This window comes from Streptomyces griseosporeus (assembly GCF_014656055.1).
Taxonomy (GTDB): domain Bacteria; phylum Actinomycetota; class Actinomycetes; order Streptomycetales; family Streptomycetaceae; genus Streptomyces; species Streptomyces griseosporeus.
Genome location: NZ_BNBR01000007.1, coordinates 282,019 through 296,857, shown reverse-complemented (window position 1 = coordinate 296,857; position 14,839 = coordinate 282,019). Strand labels below are relative to the sequence as shown.

The following is a 14,839-nucleotide window of genomic DNA, read 5'->3' as shown; positions in this document are numbered from 1 at the left end:
TGCGGCTCCGGAGCGGCCCTGACGTGCGGATTTTAGGCGGTGGGCGGGGCGGACGGCACGGGTGGTCCGGCAGGTGAACGCCGGGCCACCCGTACGCGGGGGCGCGAGGGCTCGCGTCGCGCGAGGTTGCGAGGGCTCGCGCGGGGTCGCGAGAGGTCTCCTACTTCTCGGTGACGCCCGCGGAGTCGAACGTCGCCACCTCGTGCATCGCCCGGGCCGTGGACTGCACCAGCGGCAGCGCGAGCAGGGCGCCCGTGCCCTCGCCGAGGCGCAGGTCCAGGTCGACCAGGGGGCGCAGGCCGAGCTTGTTCAGCGCGGCCACGTGCCCCGGCTCGGCGCTGCGGTGACCGGCGATGCAGGCCGCCAGCACCTCGGGGGCGATGGCCCGGGCGACCAGGGCCGCGGCACCGGCGCTGACGCCGTCCAGGATCACCGGCGTGCGCAGCGAGGCACCGCCGAGCAGCAGGCCGACCATGGCCGCGTGCTCGAAGCCGCCGATCGCGGCGAGGACGCCGACCGGGTCGGCCGGGTCGGGCTGGTGCAGTTCCAGCGCGCGGCGGACGACCTCGGTCTTGCGGGCGAGGGTCTCGTCGTTGATGCCGGTGCCGCGGCCGGTGACCTCGGCCGGGTCGGCGCCGGTGAAGACGGAGATCAGCGCGGCGGACGCGGTCGTGTTGGCGATGCCCATCTCGCCGGTGAGCAGCGCCTTGTTGCCGGCCGCCACCAGGTCGCGGGCGGTCTCGATGCCGACCTCGATGGCCTTCTTGGCCTCCTCGCGGGTCATCGCGGGGCCGGTGGTCATGTCGGACGTGCCGCCGCGGATCTTGCGCGGCAGCAGGCCCGGCGTGGCCGGCAGGTCGGCGACGACACCGACGTCCACGACGCACACCTCGGCACCGACCTGGTTGGCGAAGGCGTTGCAGACCGCTCCCCCGCCCAGGAAGTTGGCCACCATCTGCGCCGTGACCTCCTGCGGCCAGGGAGTGACGCCCTGGGCGTGCACCCCGTGGTCGCCGGCGAAGATCGCGACGGCGGCGGGCTCGGGGATCGGCGGCGGGCACTGCCGGGACAGGCCCGACAGCTGCGCGGAGATGATCTCCAGCATGCCGAGCGCGCCGGCGGGCTTGGTCATGCGCTTCTGGCGCTCCCAGGCCTCGCCGAGCGCCTTGGCGTCCAGCGGGCGGATCTGCGCGACGGTCTCGGCAAGCAGGTCGTGGGGCTCCTCCCCGGGCAGGGCGCGACGGCCGTACGTCTCCTCGTGGACCACCCAGGACAGCGGGCGGCGCTTGGACCAGCCGGCCTGCATCAGCTCGGGCTCGTCCGGGAACTCGTCGACGTACCCGACGCACAGGTAGGCGATGACTTCGAGGTGCTCGGGGAGCCCGAGTGCGCGGACCATCTCGCGCTCGTCGAAGAAGCTGACCCAGCCGACGCCGAGGCCTTCGGCGCGGGCGGCGAGCCACAGGTTCTCCACGGCGAGCGCGGCGGAGTAGGGCGCCATCTGCGGCTGGGTGTGGCGGCCGAGGGTGTGGCGGCCGCCGCGGGTCGGGTCGGCGGTGACGACGATGTTCACCGGGGTGTCGAGGATGGCCTCGATCTTCAGTTCCTTGAACTGCTTCGCCCGGCCCTTCGGCAGCGACTTGGCGTACGCCTCGCGCTGACGCATCGCCAGCTCGTGCATGGCCCGGCGGGTGTCGGCGGACCGGATGACGACGAAGTCCCACGGCTGGGAGTGGCCGACCGACGGGGCGTGGTGCGCGGCCTCCAGGACGCGCAGCAGCACCTCGTGCGGGATGGGGTCGCTGCGGAAGCCGTTGCGGATGTCGCGGCGCTCACGCATGACCTTGAGGACGGCCTCGCGTTCGGCGTCGTCGTAGGCCGGGGCGGCGGGGCCGGTGGCCTGGGGTGCGTCTGCCACGGCGGCCGTGCCTTCTTCCCGCTCGTCCTGCTCTGCCTGGTCGTCCTGGGCCTCGGCCCTGGTCCGCAGGTCCTCGGCGTTCTGTACGACGCCGTCGCCCGCCTCGGCCTCGCGCGGGGCGGGCACGGTGACGGGGCCGGACACCTGCTGCTCCTCCACCGGGAGCGTGAGGGCGTGCGGCGGGGTCGGGGCGAGGTGCGGGGTGGTGGGCACGGTGCCCTCGACCGGCACGAACTGGCCCATCGGCTGCGGGGTCCCGTCCGGGGGGAAGGGGGCGGCCGCCTGCTGGACGGCGGCGTCCGCCATCTGGACGGAGGGGGTGGCGATGGGGGCCGGTCCTTGAGCCTGAACCTCGGGCTGCGGCTGCTCGGCCGGAACCGGCTGGGGCGCGGCTGCGGGTACGGCCTCGGGGGCCGGGGCGGCTTCCGGGGTGGCCACGGGCTCGGGGGCCGCGACCGGAGCGGCTTCGGCCATGGGTGCGGCCTCCGGGGTCAGGGGCTGTGCGGCTTCCGCAGCGGGTACGGCGTCGGGGGCCGCGACCGGTACGGCGTCAGGGTGGGCCACGGCCTCGGGGGCGGGCACCGGTACGGCTTCCGGGGCGGGCTGGGCCGGGGCCTCGGCTTCGGCCGGCTGCGCCAAGGGCTCGGCCACGTCGGCGACTGCCTCGGGAGCGGGTGCCGCCTCCACCGCGTCGGCGGGCTGGGTCTGCGGGGCGTCCTCCGCGGACGGCACCTGGGGCGCGGGAACGGCCTCGGGGGTGTCCGCGGTGGGCGCGGCAGGCGCGGCCATCTGAGGCGGCATCACGTCGGCCGCGACGGCAGCCGCCTCGGGGGCGGTCGCGTCGGGGGCGACCGCGGCCTCGGGCGCGGGTGCCTCAGCGGCAGACACCTCGGCAGGCTCTGCGGGAGCGGTCGGCTCGCCGACAGGGGCTTCAGGCGCGGGTGCCTCAGGAGCAGCCACCGCGACGGGAGCGGTCGGCTCGGCGGCAGGCGCCTCAGGAGCAGGCGTCTCGGCAGCCGGTACGGCCTCCGGCGTGACCGCCTCCGCCTGCTCGGCCGCCGCGGGAGCCGCGACTTCCGGGGCAGCGGGGGCAGCCGCTCCAACGGGCTCGGCGGGGGCAGCCTGAGCGTTCTCGGCCGCCTGGACGGGCTCGGCCACCGGAGTCGCCTCCGGCGCGGGCGCCGCCTCGACGGCAGCCGCGACGGGCTCCGCCATGTCCGGGGCGGCCTCGGTCGGTGCCTGTACGACAGGCTGAGCGGCGTCGGGAGCCGGCGCCTCGGCGGCGGGCGCGGCCTCCGGCACGATGACACCCTCGGGCGCGGGAACACCCTCAGAGTCGGGTGCGGCGACGACCTCAGGAGCCTCCGCGAGGACGACCTCGGGGGCCTCCACCGCGGCAGCCTCGGGCGCCTCGGGAGCGGCCTGGGCGGTCTCGGCGGTCTGCACCGCAGCAGCCTCGGGCGCGCCCCCGGCGACAGCCTCGGCCACATCCCCAGGGGCAGCCTCCGCTGGCGGAACCGTCCCGGCCTCCGGGGCGGCCGGAGCCGGAGCCGTCACAGCCTCCTGGCCTACGGTCACCTCGGGCGCGGCGGCCACCGCCGCTTCCGGCGCCTGCGCGACGCCCTCCGCCGCCGTCGCGTCGGCAGCCTCCGGCACCGGGCCGGCCTCGGGGACATCCGCCACCGGCACGCCCTGAGCGGGCGTCGCCGTCTCCGCCGTACCGCCCGTCGTCTCGGCGGACGCCACCGCCGCGTCGCCGGGCGCGGCCTGCGGCTCCGGGGCCGGTGCGGGAGCGGCGGCCTGGAGGCCGTCCGCGGCCTCGGCGGTCGTGGCCGCCGTCGGAATCTGTCCCGTCTGGCCAGTGGCCGCGGCCGCCTCGGAGGTGAGACGGGCCACGGCGGCCTGGGCGGCGCCGACCGGCTCGGGCTGGGGAGCCGGAACAACCGTTTCCGCAGTCGTCGCCCCCGGAGCCGCCTGGGCCTGCGCGGGCCACGGTGCGGCGCCCTGCGGCGCGGCCTCGCGCACCGGCGGGACGTCGAGGTACTCGGGTCCGGTGGTGGGCGGGCCGGGCTGGCGGGCCGGGACGCCGGCGGGGCCGCGGTCGGCCAGCGAGCGGACCGGGCTCGCGGAGGCGTCCGGGATCGGCGGGCCGAGGTGGAGCGGCCGGCGCGGGGTGATCGGCGGGATCGGCACCGTCGGGGCGGTGGGCCGCGGCGTCGGGTTCGGCAGGCGCACGCCGCCGAGGTCGACGGAGCCGCTGTCACGGCCGGACAGCTCGTGCGGGCCCGGCTCGTGCACGGCCTCCACGACCGGCTCGGGCGCGGGCGGCGCCACCTCGTTGCCCCAGGCTCCGCCGGAGCCGGGCAGCAGCAGGTCTTCGTCCTCGGCGGTGGTCTCGGAGAGGTGGGTGTACGCAGCGGGCGCGGTGACGCCCGGCTGTTCCACCGTGCCTGCGTTCTCCGGCAGCCCCTCGCCCGGGACCTGGCCGGTGTCGGTCATGCGTACCCCTCGCCCAAATCGGTTAGTGCCTCTACGACCAGCTCACCCGGAAACGGCGCACCGACCGCCCCGCAGTGAAGAACGAGCGTGCGTGCCCAGCGGCACGAACGACCCGCCCGGAAAAGGCGACAAAGCCATTGAGTGGCATTGTCGTAGCCGTTGCGCCGTCGCGACAGCATGATCCGCGACAGGCCGCTGTGGACTGCGCCACGTTGCGCGTCCTCGGGTTCTGCCGTACCACACTCACCCCAAAAGGAGCGCGTTTTCCGGACATTGGCCGACGTAGTGCCGGACGACCGGATGCGGTACGACGATCGGCCAGCCTACCGCGCGCGATACGACAAGAGGATCACGGGGCGCGGTCCGGCAGAACCCCGCTGAGCAGGAACGCCACGCTCCGCTCCGTCTCCGTCCAGTGCCGGGTGTCGAGTTCCACGGACTGGAGCAGGGAGCACTCGACGTCGTACCCGTGTTCGGTGAGGTCGCGGCCGACGAGTTCGGCCTCGTCGCGGGTGGCGGCGTGGGTGACGATGCGCTGCGGGCGGCGGTCGGCGACCGCGGAGACCACGGCCGCTCCCCCGCCGCCGATGCGGACGACGTCGGGTTCGGGCAGGTCCTCCAGGACGTGCGGGGCGGTGCCGTGGACGATCTGGAGCTGGACGCCGTGCCGGCGGGCGGCGGCGTCGGTGCGGGCGCAGGCCTCGGGGTCGCGGTCGACGGCGAGGACGGCGGCGCCGGCGCGGGCGGCCTCGGTGGCGAAGGCGCCGGAGCCGCAGCCGATGTCCCACACGAGGTCGCCGGTGCGCGGGCCGAGGCGGGCGAGTTGCGCGGCGCGCAGGGGCTGGGTCTCGCCCTCGCCGAGGTCCCCGTCGTAGGCGCCGGCGGGCAGGGTCCAGCCGCGGGGGCCGGCGGCGGGGTCGCGGCCGGCGATCCAGCCGCCGCCCTCGGCGGCGCCGATGCGGCCGCCGACGACGATGACGACGTTGGGGTCGCGCCAGGTGTGGTCGGCGGCCTTGTCGGAGGTGACGACGGTGACCTGCTCGCGTTCGGTGCCGAGTTCCTCGCAGATGACGAAGGTGCGGTGGACGCCGTCCAGGAGCAGGCCGAGTTCGGCGGGGCCGGCGCCGGGGGCGGTGAGGACCGCGACCTTGGTGTGGGCGCGGCACACGTTCACGGCGCGTCGCAGGGTGCGGGGGTGGGCGACGACCACCTGGGCGTCGTCCCAGGGCATGCCGGCGCGGGCGAAGGCCGCTGCGACGGAGGAGACGCCGGGGACGACTTCGACCTCCAGGCCGAACTCGGGGGCCCGCAGGGTGCGTACGACGCCGAAGAAGCCGGGGTCGCCGTCGGCGAGGACGACGGCGGTGCCGCGGTGGGCGGCGATGCGGCGGGCGGCGAGCGTGAGGCTGCCCAGGCGGACGCGTTCGGCGGTGGGGGGTACTTCGGGCAGTGCCAGGTGGTGGGCGGCGCCGGCCACGAGCGTGGCGGCACCCAGGGCGGCGCGTGCCGTGGCGGTCAGCGGCGAGCCGTCCCAGCCGATCACCGTGACCCGGTCGGCCATCGTCGTCAGTCTCCAGGTTCGCGCAGGTCGTCAGGGGTGCGAATCCACGGGTGGGGCTCCGAGGGTACCTGGTGGGCGGCGCTCGCTCAGTTCCAGTCCGCGTAGGTGGCGAAGCCGCCGATGTCGGCGAACTGCTCGTCGGAGCCTTCCATGTCCTCCGGGAGCAGGCTCCACACGATGAAGTCGGTGCGCACGTCGGTCCAGGTGCCGTCCTCGGTGCGGACGTGGGCTATGCAGGCGTTGCGCAGCACGCCCTCGCTGATGCAGCCGATCTTCTGGGCGACCTGCTGGGAGGCGGTGTTGTCGGCGGCGGTGCGCAGCTCGATGCGTTCGAAGGCCTGGTCGCGGAAGAGCCAGTGGGCGGTGGCGAGCGCGGCCTCGGAGGCGTAGCCCTCGCCCCGGGCCCAGGGGGCGATGATGTACGACAGTTCGGTGGAGCGGACGTGCCAGTTCGTCTTGGTGAGCTGGACGATGCCGACGAGCCGCTGGGTGAGGAACTCGGTGACGGCGAGGTCCAGGCCGTGTCCGGCGGCGCGTTCGGCGGGGGCGTACTGGGTGATCCAGTGCCGGGCGGCGTCCTCGGTGAACGGCTGGGGCACGTCGGTCCAGGCGGCGACCTGCTCGTCGTTCATCATCTCGGCGAGGGCGGGCACGTCGTCCCCTTCGAGGGGACGCAGCACCAACCGCTCCGTGCTGATGGAGATGTTGGGGAAGGTGCCAGTCATGCGCCACTCCGTAACCCTCGGGAGAAAACCTGCGAGACCGTCAGGCCTGCTGAACTGCCCAGCATGCAGCATGTAACCACTGAATCGCACAACGGGGTCCACTCCCGGCGTGGGAGCGGACCCCGTGGCTCGCGGGCCTCGGCGGGCGTGTGGGCTCAGAAGGAGGCGAGGACGGAGCCGGCGTACTTGTCCTGGATGAACTTCTTCACCTCGGGCGAGGTGAGGAGCTTGGCCAGCTTCTGCACGCGCGGGTCGTTCTCGTTGCCCTTCTTCACCGCGAGGAAGTTGCCGTAGGGGTTGTCCTTCGGCGACTCCAGGACGAGGGCGTCCTTCGCGGGCTTGAGGTCGGACTCGATGGCGTAGTTGCCGTTGATGACGGCGGCGTCGACGTCGTCCAGGGAGCGCGGGGTCTGGGCCGCCTCCAGCTCCTTGAACTTGAGGTTCTTGGGGTTCTTGACGATGTCGGCGGGGGTGGCCTCGTTGCCGACGCCGTCCTTGAGGGTGATGATCCCGTTGGCGGCGAGCAGCTTGAGCGCGCGGGCCTCGTTGACGGTGTCGTTGGGGACGGCGACGGTCGCACCGCTCTTCAGCTCGTCGGCCTTCTTCACCTTGTGCGAGTACAGGCCGAGCGGCTCCAGGTGCACCGTGACGACGGGCACGATGTGGGTGCCCTTCTTCTTGTTGAAGTCGTCGAGGTACGGCTGGTTCTGGAAGTAGTTGGCGCCCACCGAGCCGTCCTCCGTCGCCGTGTTCGGCGTGACGTAGTCGGTGAACTCCTTGACCTCCAGGTCGAGGCCGGCCTTCTCGGCCAGGTTGTCCTTGACGAAGTTCAGGATCTCGGCGTGCGGGACCGGGCTGGCGGCGACGACGAGGGGGCCGTTCTTGTCGGAGGCGGAGTCCTTGTCCGCGCCGCAGGCGGTGAGCCCGAGGGTGAGGGCTCCGGCGGCGAGGACGGCGGTGGTGATCTTGGCGGTGTTACGCACGAAAAGTGCCTTTCCTTATGGGTGGTGCGACCCCGTCGTGAGGTGGACGGGGAGTCTGTGGGGTTACGCGACCTTGCTGATGTCGGCCGCGGCGGGCTCCTTGGCCTTCAGCAGCCGCAGCTTCGGCCCGGCGCCGGAGCGGTTGCCCCGGCGGTGCAGGGAGCGGGCGGCGTAGTCGCCGGCGAACTGGATGAGGGAGATGACGACGGCGAGGATGGCGACGGTGATCCACATCAGGCCGGTCTCGAAGCGCTGGTAGCCGTAGCGGACGGCGAGGTCGCCGAGTCCGCCGCCGCCGACGGTGCCGGCCATGGCCGAGTAGCCGATGAGCGCGATGATCGTCGTCGTGGTGCTGGCGATGAGCGACGGCAGTGCCTCGGGGACGAGGACCTTGCGGACGATCGTCCAGGTGTTGCCGCCCATGGCCTGCACGGCCTCGACGAGCCCGTGGTCCACTTCGCGGACGGCCGTCTCGACCAGGCGCGCGAAGAACGGGATGCCGCCGACGGCGAGCGGCACGATGGCCGCCTCGCTGCCGATGGTCGTGCCGGTCACCCAGCGGGTGAAGTTCATCAGGGCGACCATGAGGATGATGAACGGCAGCGAGCGGCCGATGTTCACGACCTGCCCGAGGACCTTGTTCACGACCGTGTTCTGCAGCAGGCCGCCCTGGTCGGTGAGCACGAGCAGGATGCCGACGGGCAGGCCTGCGACCACCGCGATCAGGGTGGACCAGCCGACCATGACCAGCGTCTCGCTACACGCCTGCTCCAGTAGCGGCTGCATCTCGGACCAGGTCACTTCGCGCCCTCCTTCACCAGCACGGCCTCCTGGCCGACCACGTCGATCTGCAGCCCCTGCTCGCGCAGGAAGCCGATCGGCACCACGTTGTCCTCGTAGCGGCCGGGCAGCTCGATGCGCATGCGGCCGACCTGCAGGCCGCCGACGGTGTCGATGGCGGCGCCGAGGATGGAGATGTCGATGTTGTAGGTGCGCGACAGCTGCGAGATGACGGGCTGGGTCGCGGCCTCGCCCTGGAAGGTGACGTCGACGACGGTGCGGTCGGCGCCGGAGGCGTCGCCGCCCACCGGGAACAGGGCGGCGGCCAGCTCGGAGCCGGGCGTGGCGAGGAGTTCGCCGACGGTGCCGGACTCGACGATGCGGCCCTTGTCCATCAGGGCGGCGGAGTCGCAGATCGACTTCACGACGTCCATCTCGTGGGTGATGAGCAGGACGGTCAGGCCGAGCTGCCGGTTGAGGTCGCGCAGCAGCTGGAGGATGGAGCGGGTGGTCTCCGGGTCGAGGGCGCTGGTGGCCTCGTCGGAGAGAAGCACCTTCGGGTCGCCGGCGAGGGCGCGGGCGATGCCGACGCGCTGCTTCTGGCCGCCGGAGAGCTGGGCGGGGTAGGCGCCCGCCTTGTCGGCGAGGCCGACGAGGTCGAGGAGTTCCAGCGCCTTGGCGGAACGCTCCTTGCCCGACTTGCCGAGGATCTCCAGGGGCAGTTCGACGTTGTCCTGGACGGTCCGTGAGGAGAGCAGGTTGAAGTGCTGGAAGACCATGCCGATCCGGCTGCGTGCGCGGCGCAGTTCCCGGCCGGCGCGGGGGCCGCGGCCGGCGAGGGCGGTGAGGTCCTGCCCGTCCACGGTCACGGTGCCGGCGGTGGGACGCTCCAGCAGGTTGATGCAGCGGATGAGGGAGGACTTGCCGGCGCCGGACTGGCCGATGACGCCGAACACCTCCCCTTCGCGGACGTGGAGGTCGACGCCGTCCAGCGCGGTGACCTCGCGGCCGCGGGAGCGGTAGACCTTGCTCAGGCCCGATGTGGTGATCACTGGGGTTTCCGTCACTGTCGAGTGCGCGGGCGCGGGTGTGCCCGTGCGGGGTGCATTCGGTCGGGAACGCGGCACGGTTCTCGCGGTGGCGTGGAACCGGGGGAGAACATGTGCGCGGGGCGGCGTGCGTCGCGTACGGATCGGGCCGTACGGACGTGCTACGGCGGCTCGCTTCGGGGCGCGAGGCTCAGGTGGTGCAGGGGCCCTCTAGAAGGCGCACATTCGACACAGACAACGAGCACCGGGCGTCATGGTCGCCTCGGTCGCAAGGATGCGGCTGCTCGTCGTGGTCATGCGGTCAGTAAAGCAGACCGACGCTCCTTACCGGTCATCGCTGTCCGGATAGTGGACAGCGATGGACAGGTGCGGGCGGGCGTCGGCCGGCGGTCAGGGGCGGACGGCTATCTCCACCCCCGTGTCGGTGACCAGTGCGGACAAGGCCGAGAGGTCGTCCACCACCAGGTCGGCGTCGAGTTCGTGGGCGGGGTGGGTTGTGGCCAACGCCACGGTGGTCATGCCGGCGGCCCGGCCGGCCGCGAGGCCCGCGGGGGCGTCCTCGAAGACGACGCAGCGGGCGGGGTCGGCGCCGAGCCGGCGGGCGGCGAGCAGGTAGGGCTCGGGGTCGGGCTTGCCGCGGGTGATGTCGTCGGCGGCGATGAGCGTCTTGGGCAGGATGCCGACGGCGTCCAGGCGGGCCTCGGCGAGGCGGCGGGTGGCGGAGGTGACGACGGCCCAGCGTTCGGCGGGCAGGGCGTCGAGGAAGGCGCGGGTGCCGGGCAGCAGCTCCACTCCCCCGCCGGGCACGTCCTCGACCTCCAGTTGCTCGACGCGCGCGACCGCCTCCGGGACGACCTCGGCGGGCAGCAGGTCGGCGACGATCTCGGCGGCGGGCCGCCCGTGCAGGGGGACGCGCGCGAACTCCTCGGGGGTGATGCCGTACTCCCGCGCCCACCTGGTCCAGCAGCGCTGGACCGAGGCGAGGGAGGAGACGAGGGTGCCGTCGTTGTCGAAGAGGAGGGCGTGGGCGTGGAGGTGCATGCCTTCGACCCTACGCCCTGTGGTCTAGACCCCTGGGGCGGCGGCGGTGCCCGGTCCCGGCCGTAATAAGGTCACTGCATGCTTGATGCCCTGACGCTGGTGACCGGTGTCGCCGCGCTGCTGCTCGCCGCGTGGTGCGGCTGGGCGGCCTACCGTGACCAGCCGACGAAGGACTGGCATTTCATCGGGATGGCCGTGGTCTCGCTGCTGGCCGTGGTCCAGCTGGTGATCGGGATCGTGCAGCTGGCGCGGGGCGAGAAGCCGGAACAGGGCACGACGATCTTCGTGGCGTATCTGCTGGGCGCCTTCGCGTGCGTCCCGGCGGCGGGTTTCATGTCGCTGGCCGAGCGCACTCGCTGGGGTTCGGTGACGGTGGCGGCCGGCGGTGTGGTGCTGGCCGTGCTGGAAGTGCGGCTCTACGACATCTGGGGAGGCTGAGGTGACGACGGTGGACGAGAAGCCGAAGCGGCTCATCAGCGGCCCCGGCATGCTGCTGGTGTGGTTCTACGGCGTGATGGTGGTCGGCGCGGTGTCGCGCTCGGCCTTCCAGATCGCCACCGAGTTCGACCGGGCGCCGCTCGCCTACACGCTGTCGGCGGTGGCGGGTGTGGTGTACGGCTTCATCACGTACTCCCTGGTGCGCGGCGGCGAGACGGCCCGCCGGGCGGCACAGGTGTGCTGCGCCGCCGAACTCGCGGGTGTGCTCATCGTCGGCACCTGGACCGTGCTGGAGCCGTCGGCCTTCCCGGACGCGACGGTCTGGTCCAAGTACGGGATGGGGTACGTCTTCATCCCCGTGCTGCTGCCGCTGTCCGCGCTGTACTGGCTGCGCAGGAACCGCGCGGACGGGACCGGCAACGGCGGCGAGGGCGACGGCGACGAGGTCACGCCGTAGCGGCGTACGCCTCCGCCTGCTTCTCCAGGACGATCATGCGGACACCGTCGGCACCCTCGACGGTCCCGACCGCCTGGTAGCCGACGCGCCGGTACAGGCGCAGGTTGCCCTCGCTGCGGTGGCCGGTGTGCAGGCGGAAGCGGGTGGCGCCGCGCTCCCCGGAGAGGGCGGACTCGGCGGCACGCAGCAGGCGGGCGCCGATCCCGTGGCCCTGGAGGCGGGGGTGGACGCAGAGCTTGCCGATGGAGGCCGCGCCGTCCTCGGTCACCCGGCCCCGGACCGAGCCGACGACCTCGTCGCCGAGCCGGGCCACGAAGACGCAGTCGGAGGCGACCTCGGCGCGGACCGAGTCGAGGGTCTGGACGAGCGGGTCGATGCGGTAGTTGCCGTACAGCGCCGCCTCGCTCTGGAAGCACAGGTACTGCAGCCTGAAGATCTGCTCCGCGTCCTGCTCGGTCGCCGCCGAGATGGTCACGCTCATGCCCATGTGCGCACGCCTCCCGCTCACCTGATCACCTGTCGTCCCCCACTCCTATCCCCGCGCTCAGCGGGCCGCAACCTCCGGTGTGAGCAAACGACGCAGACATCCCAGACATCTGGAACGTTCCGGTCCGAGTGAGCCCTGTGAGATACCCAACTCCCCCGCGATCTCCCGGTAGGTGAGGTCTCTCGGCGAGAGCAGCGCCTCCAGCAGTCCCGGGCAGCGCCCGGGCAGCCGCCGCACGGCGTCGCGCAGGGCGCGGCGGGCGGCGGAGGCGAGCAGGACGTGCTCGGGGTCGCGGCCCGGGTCGTCGGCGGGCTCGACGTCGTACGGCCGTTCCAGCCAGGTGGTGCGCCGGACCAGGCGGGCCTCGGCGCGGACGGCCCGGCGGAGCCAGCCGGGCGGGTCGGACGGCGGGCCGCCGGCGTCGAGGCGCTCCAGCAGCCGGAGCCAGACGGACTGTTCGAGGTCGGCGGGGTCGGCGCCGTGGGCGTGCGCCTCGGCCTGGGCCTCGGCGGTGAGCAACGGGCGCAGGGCGGTGAGCAGGGGGTGGTCCATGTGCGGGACGACGCGGCCGCCCGGGCGGTGGGTTGCCCGGACGGCCGTCGGCTCACTCCAAGGGGTGGTTCAGCCGTTGACGAAGGCGTCGCGGGCCAGCACGCCGGTGTCGGGGTTGTCGGTGAAGACGCCGTCGATGCCGGTGGCGAAGTACGCCTGGAAGGCCCCGAACGCGTCGCCGTAGGCGTCGGCGTCCGTGCCCTTGCGGAACTCCGCCGGCAGGAAGGGGTTCTCGTTGCGCATCGTGTACGGATGCAGGACCAGGCCCACCTTGTGCGCGTCGGCGACGAGCGTGGTGGGCTTCGTCAGGCGGCCGTTCGCGTCCTTCGGGATGACCAGGTCGAGGGTGGGGCCGATGCCCTGCGCGTACCCGGCGATCTCGCGCAGACCCTTGGGGGTGATGAGGTCGGCGACGGTGCGCGGGTCGCCGGCCTCGACGAAGTCCCAGGGGCGGCTGCCGGCGCCGGACAGCAGCACGACGAGCGGGTTGTCGACGAGCTTGTTGAGCCGTTCGATGCTGGTGGGCTCGAAGGACTGCAGGACGACCGGCGAGTTCCGCTTGTCCTTGCCGTACGTGCGCAGCAGCTTCGCGACCCGCTCCTCCAGGCCGAGGCCCAGCTTGCGGAAGTAGGTGGGGTGCTTGGTCTCGGGGTAGATCCACACCTGCTTGCCCCGCCTGCGGGTCTGCTCGTCCTGCCAGCGCAGGACCTCCTCGAAGGTGGGGATCTCCCAGCGGCCGTCGTAGAGGGTGTTGTGCGGCCGGTTGGCGGGGATGCGCTCGACGGCCCGCAGCCGCTTCAGCTCGGCGAGGGTGAAGTCCTCGGTGAACCAGCCGGTGGTGGAGACGCCGTCGATGACCTTGGTGGTCTTCCGGTCGGCGAACTCGGGGTGGGCGGCGACGTCCGTGGTGCCGCCGATCTCCGGCTCGTGCCGGCAGACCAGGTGGCCGTCCCTGGTCGGGACCAGGTCGCCGGCCTCGACGATGTCGGCGCCGAGGTCGAGGGCGAGCTGGTAGGAGCCGAAGGTGTGCTCCGGCCGGTATCCGCTGGCCCCGCGGTGCCCGATGACGGTCGGCACGGGCAGGCTCTTCAGCCCGCCGCCGTGCCGGGCGGCCTCGGGGCCCCCGGCGGCCTTCGCCGTGCCGGCCAGTCCGAGGACCGCTCCCCCGGCGCCCAGCACCGCCGCGCCGAGCAGCGCGCGCCGCGCGGTGCCGCCCGCCCGCTCCTCCGACCCCTGCGCCACCTGCGACTCGTGCGTTCCCATACGCGTCCTCCTGCCGGCCGTGATGTCTCGTGCGGGCCGATGGTAGGGGCGTGCACATGACCAGAGGGAGGCTTCGACTCGAACACACGGATGACTACGGATGGCGTACATACGGCGTGTTCTGACGCCCCGTCGGCATCCGTCAAGGACTCCGGGGCACTCGGAGGCGGAGGTTCCGGCGCGATGTCGGTCACATCGTCCGGGGGATGGCGCGCGCGTTACGCGGCGGCGGTGGAGCGACACCGCAGGTAAACCCGCGTCAACAGTGCGTAAGACCTCGGTGAACCCGATGTGCGCGGCACCGGGGGCCGCGAGTATCGTCCTCACCTGCACAGACTCATAACCTGCACAGACTCATAACCACTCATACCGAATCCCTTGACACCGGAGGGCCCGTTGTCCCGCTTCGCGATCATCAAGGCAGTGCTCGGTCCGATCATGCGCCTGATGTTCCGCCCACAGGTGGAAGGCGCGGAGCACATCCCGGGCGACGGTCCGGTGATCCTCGCCGGCAACCACCTCACGTTCATGGACTCGATGATCCTGCCGCTGGTCTGCGACCGTCAGGTCTGCTTCATCGGCAAGGACGAGTACGTCACCGGCAAGGGCCTCAAGGGCCGCCTGATGGCGTGGTTCTTCACCGGCGTCGGCATGATCCCGGTCGACCGCGACGGCGGCCGGGGCGGTGTCGCGGCGCTGATGACCGGCCGCCGGGTGCTGGAGGAGGGCAGGGTCTTCGGCATCTACCCCGAGGGCACCCGCTCCCCCGACGGCCGGCTGTACCGGGGCCGCACCGGCATCGCGCGGCTGACGCTGATGACGGGCGCGCCGGTGGTGCCGTTCGCGATGATCGGCACGGACAAGATCCAGCCGGGCGGGTCGGGGATGCCCCGGCCGCACAAGGTGACGGTCCGCTTCGGTGAGGCGATGGAGTTCTCCCGGTACGACGGCATGGACCGCGACCGGTACGTGCTGCGGGCCGTGACGGACTCGGTGATGGCCGAGGTGATGCGGCTGTCGGGGCAGGAGTACGTGGACATGTACGCGAGCAAGGCCAAGGAAGCGGCGTAGGTTTCAGCGCGGTTC

General features: G+C 72.9%; 13 protein-coding genes. 3 read left to right on the top strand and 10 right to left on the bottom strand.

Annotated elements, in window-relative coordinates:
• Positions 1–160: 160 nt before the first annotated feature.
• The 7 genes from cobT to IE308_RS30500 form a co-directional block, all read right to left on the bottom strand.
• Positions 161–4,417: a nicotinate-nucleotide--dimethylbenzimidazole phosphoribosyltransferase gene (cobT, locus tag IE308_RS30530; RefSeq protein WP_190220386.1), complete on the bottom strand. Its 4,257-nt coding sequence runs from the start codon at positions 4,415–4,417 to the stop codon at positions 161–163.
• Positions 4,418–4,766: 349 nt separating this feature from the next.
• Entirely contained in the window at positions 4,767–5,978 is a 1,212-nt protein-coding gene (cbiE, locus tag IE308_RS30525; protein WP_110626964.1) for a precorrin-6y C5,15-methyltransferase (decarboxylating) subunit CbiE, read from the bottom strand.
• 86 nt (positions 5,979–6,064) lie between these two features.
• Positions 6,065–6,703 (bottom strand): GNAT family N-acetyltransferase, encoded by a 639-nt coding sequence (locus IE308_RS30520; protein WP_162655459.1) that lies wholly within the window; start codon positions 6,701–6,703, stop codon positions 6,065–6,067.
• 155 nt (positions 6,704–6,858) lie between these two features.
• On the bottom strand, positions 6,859–7,686 hold the full coding sequence (locus tag IE308_RS30515; RefSeq protein ID WP_110626966.1) for a MetQ/NlpA family ABC transporter substrate-binding protein: 828 nt from the start codon (positions 7,684–7,686) through the stop codon (positions 6,859–6,861).
• Between the two features lie 63 nt (positions 7,687–7,749).
• Positions 7,750–8,487: a methionine ABC transporter permease gene (locus tag IE308_RS30510; RefSeq protein WP_190220385.1), complete on the bottom strand. Its 738-nt coding sequence runs from the start codon at positions 8,485–8,487 to the stop codon at positions 7,750–7,752.
• Complete coding sequence (locus IE308_RS30505; protein ID WP_110626968.1) at positions 8,484–9,518, bottom strand: methionine ABC transporter ATP-binding protein; 1,035 nt, start codon at positions 9,516–9,518, stop codon at positions 8,484–8,486. The genes IE308_RS30510 and IE308_RS30505 overlap by 4 nt, the downstream gene beginning before the upstream one ends.
• Positions 9,519–9,905: 387 nt before the next feature.
• Complete coding sequence (locus tag IE308_RS30500) at positions 9,906–10,556, bottom strand: HAD-IA family hydrolase (RefSeq protein WP_110626969.1); 651 nt, start codon at positions 10,554–10,556, stop codon at positions 9,906–9,908.
• Positions 10,557–10,634: 78 nt separating this feature from the next.
• Between IE308_RS30500 and IE308_RS30495 the strand changes: the two genes are divergently transcribed.
• Complete coding sequence (locus IE308_RS30495) at positions 10,635–10,994, top strand: hypothetical protein (protein ID WP_110626970.1); 360 nt, start codon at positions 10,635–10,637, stop codon at positions 10,992–10,994.
• A gap of 1 nt (position 10,995) precedes the next feature.
• A complete protein-coding gene (locus IE308_RS30490; RefSeq protein WP_190220384.1) occupies positions 10,996–11,451 on the top strand; it encodes a hypothetical protein in 456 nt (151 codons plus the stop codon).
• On the opposite strand, the gene IE308_RS30485 is transcribed toward IE308_RS30490, so the two are convergent.
• The 3 genes from IE308_RS30485 to IE308_RS30475 all read right to left on the bottom strand — a co-directional run bounded on the left by IE308_RS30485 (position 11,441) and on the right by IE308_RS30475 (position 13,753).
• On the bottom strand, positions 11,441–11,938 hold the full coding sequence (locus tag IE308_RS30485; protein ID WP_110626972.1) for a GNAT family N-acetyltransferase: 498 nt from the start codon (positions 11,936–11,938) through the stop codon (positions 11,441–11,443). The genes IE308_RS30490 and IE308_RS30485 overlap by 11 nt on opposite strands.
• A 57-nt stretch (positions 11,939–11,995) precedes the next feature.
• Positions 11,996–12,490, bottom strand: coding sequence for an RNA polymerase sigma factor (locus tag IE308_RS30480; protein ID WP_110626973.1), 495 nt, complete (start codon positions 12,488–12,490; stop codon positions 11,996–11,998).
• 69 nt (positions 12,491–12,559) lie between these two features.
• A complete protein-coding gene (locus IE308_RS30475) occupies positions 12,560–13,753 on the bottom strand; it encodes a glycerophosphodiester phosphodiesterase (protein WP_190220383.1) in 1,194 nt (397 codons plus the stop codon).
• Positions 13,754–14,149: 396 nt separating this feature from the next.
• On the opposite strand from IE308_RS30475, the gene IE308_RS30470 reads away from it, so the two are divergent.
• Entirely contained in the window at positions 14,150–14,824 is a 675-nt protein-coding gene (locus tag IE308_RS30470) for a lysophospholipid acyltransferase family protein (RefSeq protein WP_110626975.1), read from the top strand.
• Positions 14,825–14,839 lie beyond the last annotated feature (15 nt).

What these genes read in the sequence shown, in the direction of transcription:
- cobT (WP_190220386.1), bottom strand. Translation starts at nt 4,417, where the DNA reads ATGACCGACACCGGCCAGGTCCCGGGCGAGGGGCTGCCGGAGAACGCA.
- IE308_RS30480 (WP_110626973.1), bottom strand. Translation starts at nt 12,490, where the DNA reads ATGGACCACCCCCTGCTCACCGCCCTGCGCCCGTTGCTCACCGCCGAG.
- IE308_RS30485 (WP_110626972.1), bottom strand. Translation starts at nt 11,938, where the DNA reads ATGGGCATGAGCGTGACCATCTCGGCGGCGACCGAGCAGGACGCGGAG.
- IE308_RS30495 (WP_110626970.1), top strand. Translation starts at nt 10,635, where the DNA reads ATGCTTGATGCCCTGACGCTGGTGACCGGTGTCGCCGCGCTGCTGCTC.
- cbiE (WP_110626964.1), bottom strand. Translation starts at nt 5,978, where the DNA reads ATGGCCGACCGGGTCACGGTGATCGGCTGGGACGGCTCGCCGCTGACC.
- IE308_RS30500 (WP_110626969.1), bottom strand. Translation starts at nt 10,556, where the DNA reads ATGCACCTCCACGCCCACGCCCTCCTCTTCGACAACGACGGCACCCTC.
- IE308_RS30520 (WP_162655459.1), bottom strand. Translation starts at nt 6,703, where the DNA reads ATGACTGGCACCTTCCCCAACATCTCCATCAGCACGGAGCGGTTGGTG.
- IE308_RS30475 (WP_190220383.1), bottom strand. Translation starts at nt 13,753, where the DNA reads ATGGGAACGCACGAGTCGCAGGTGGCGCAGGGGTCGGAGGAGCGGGCG.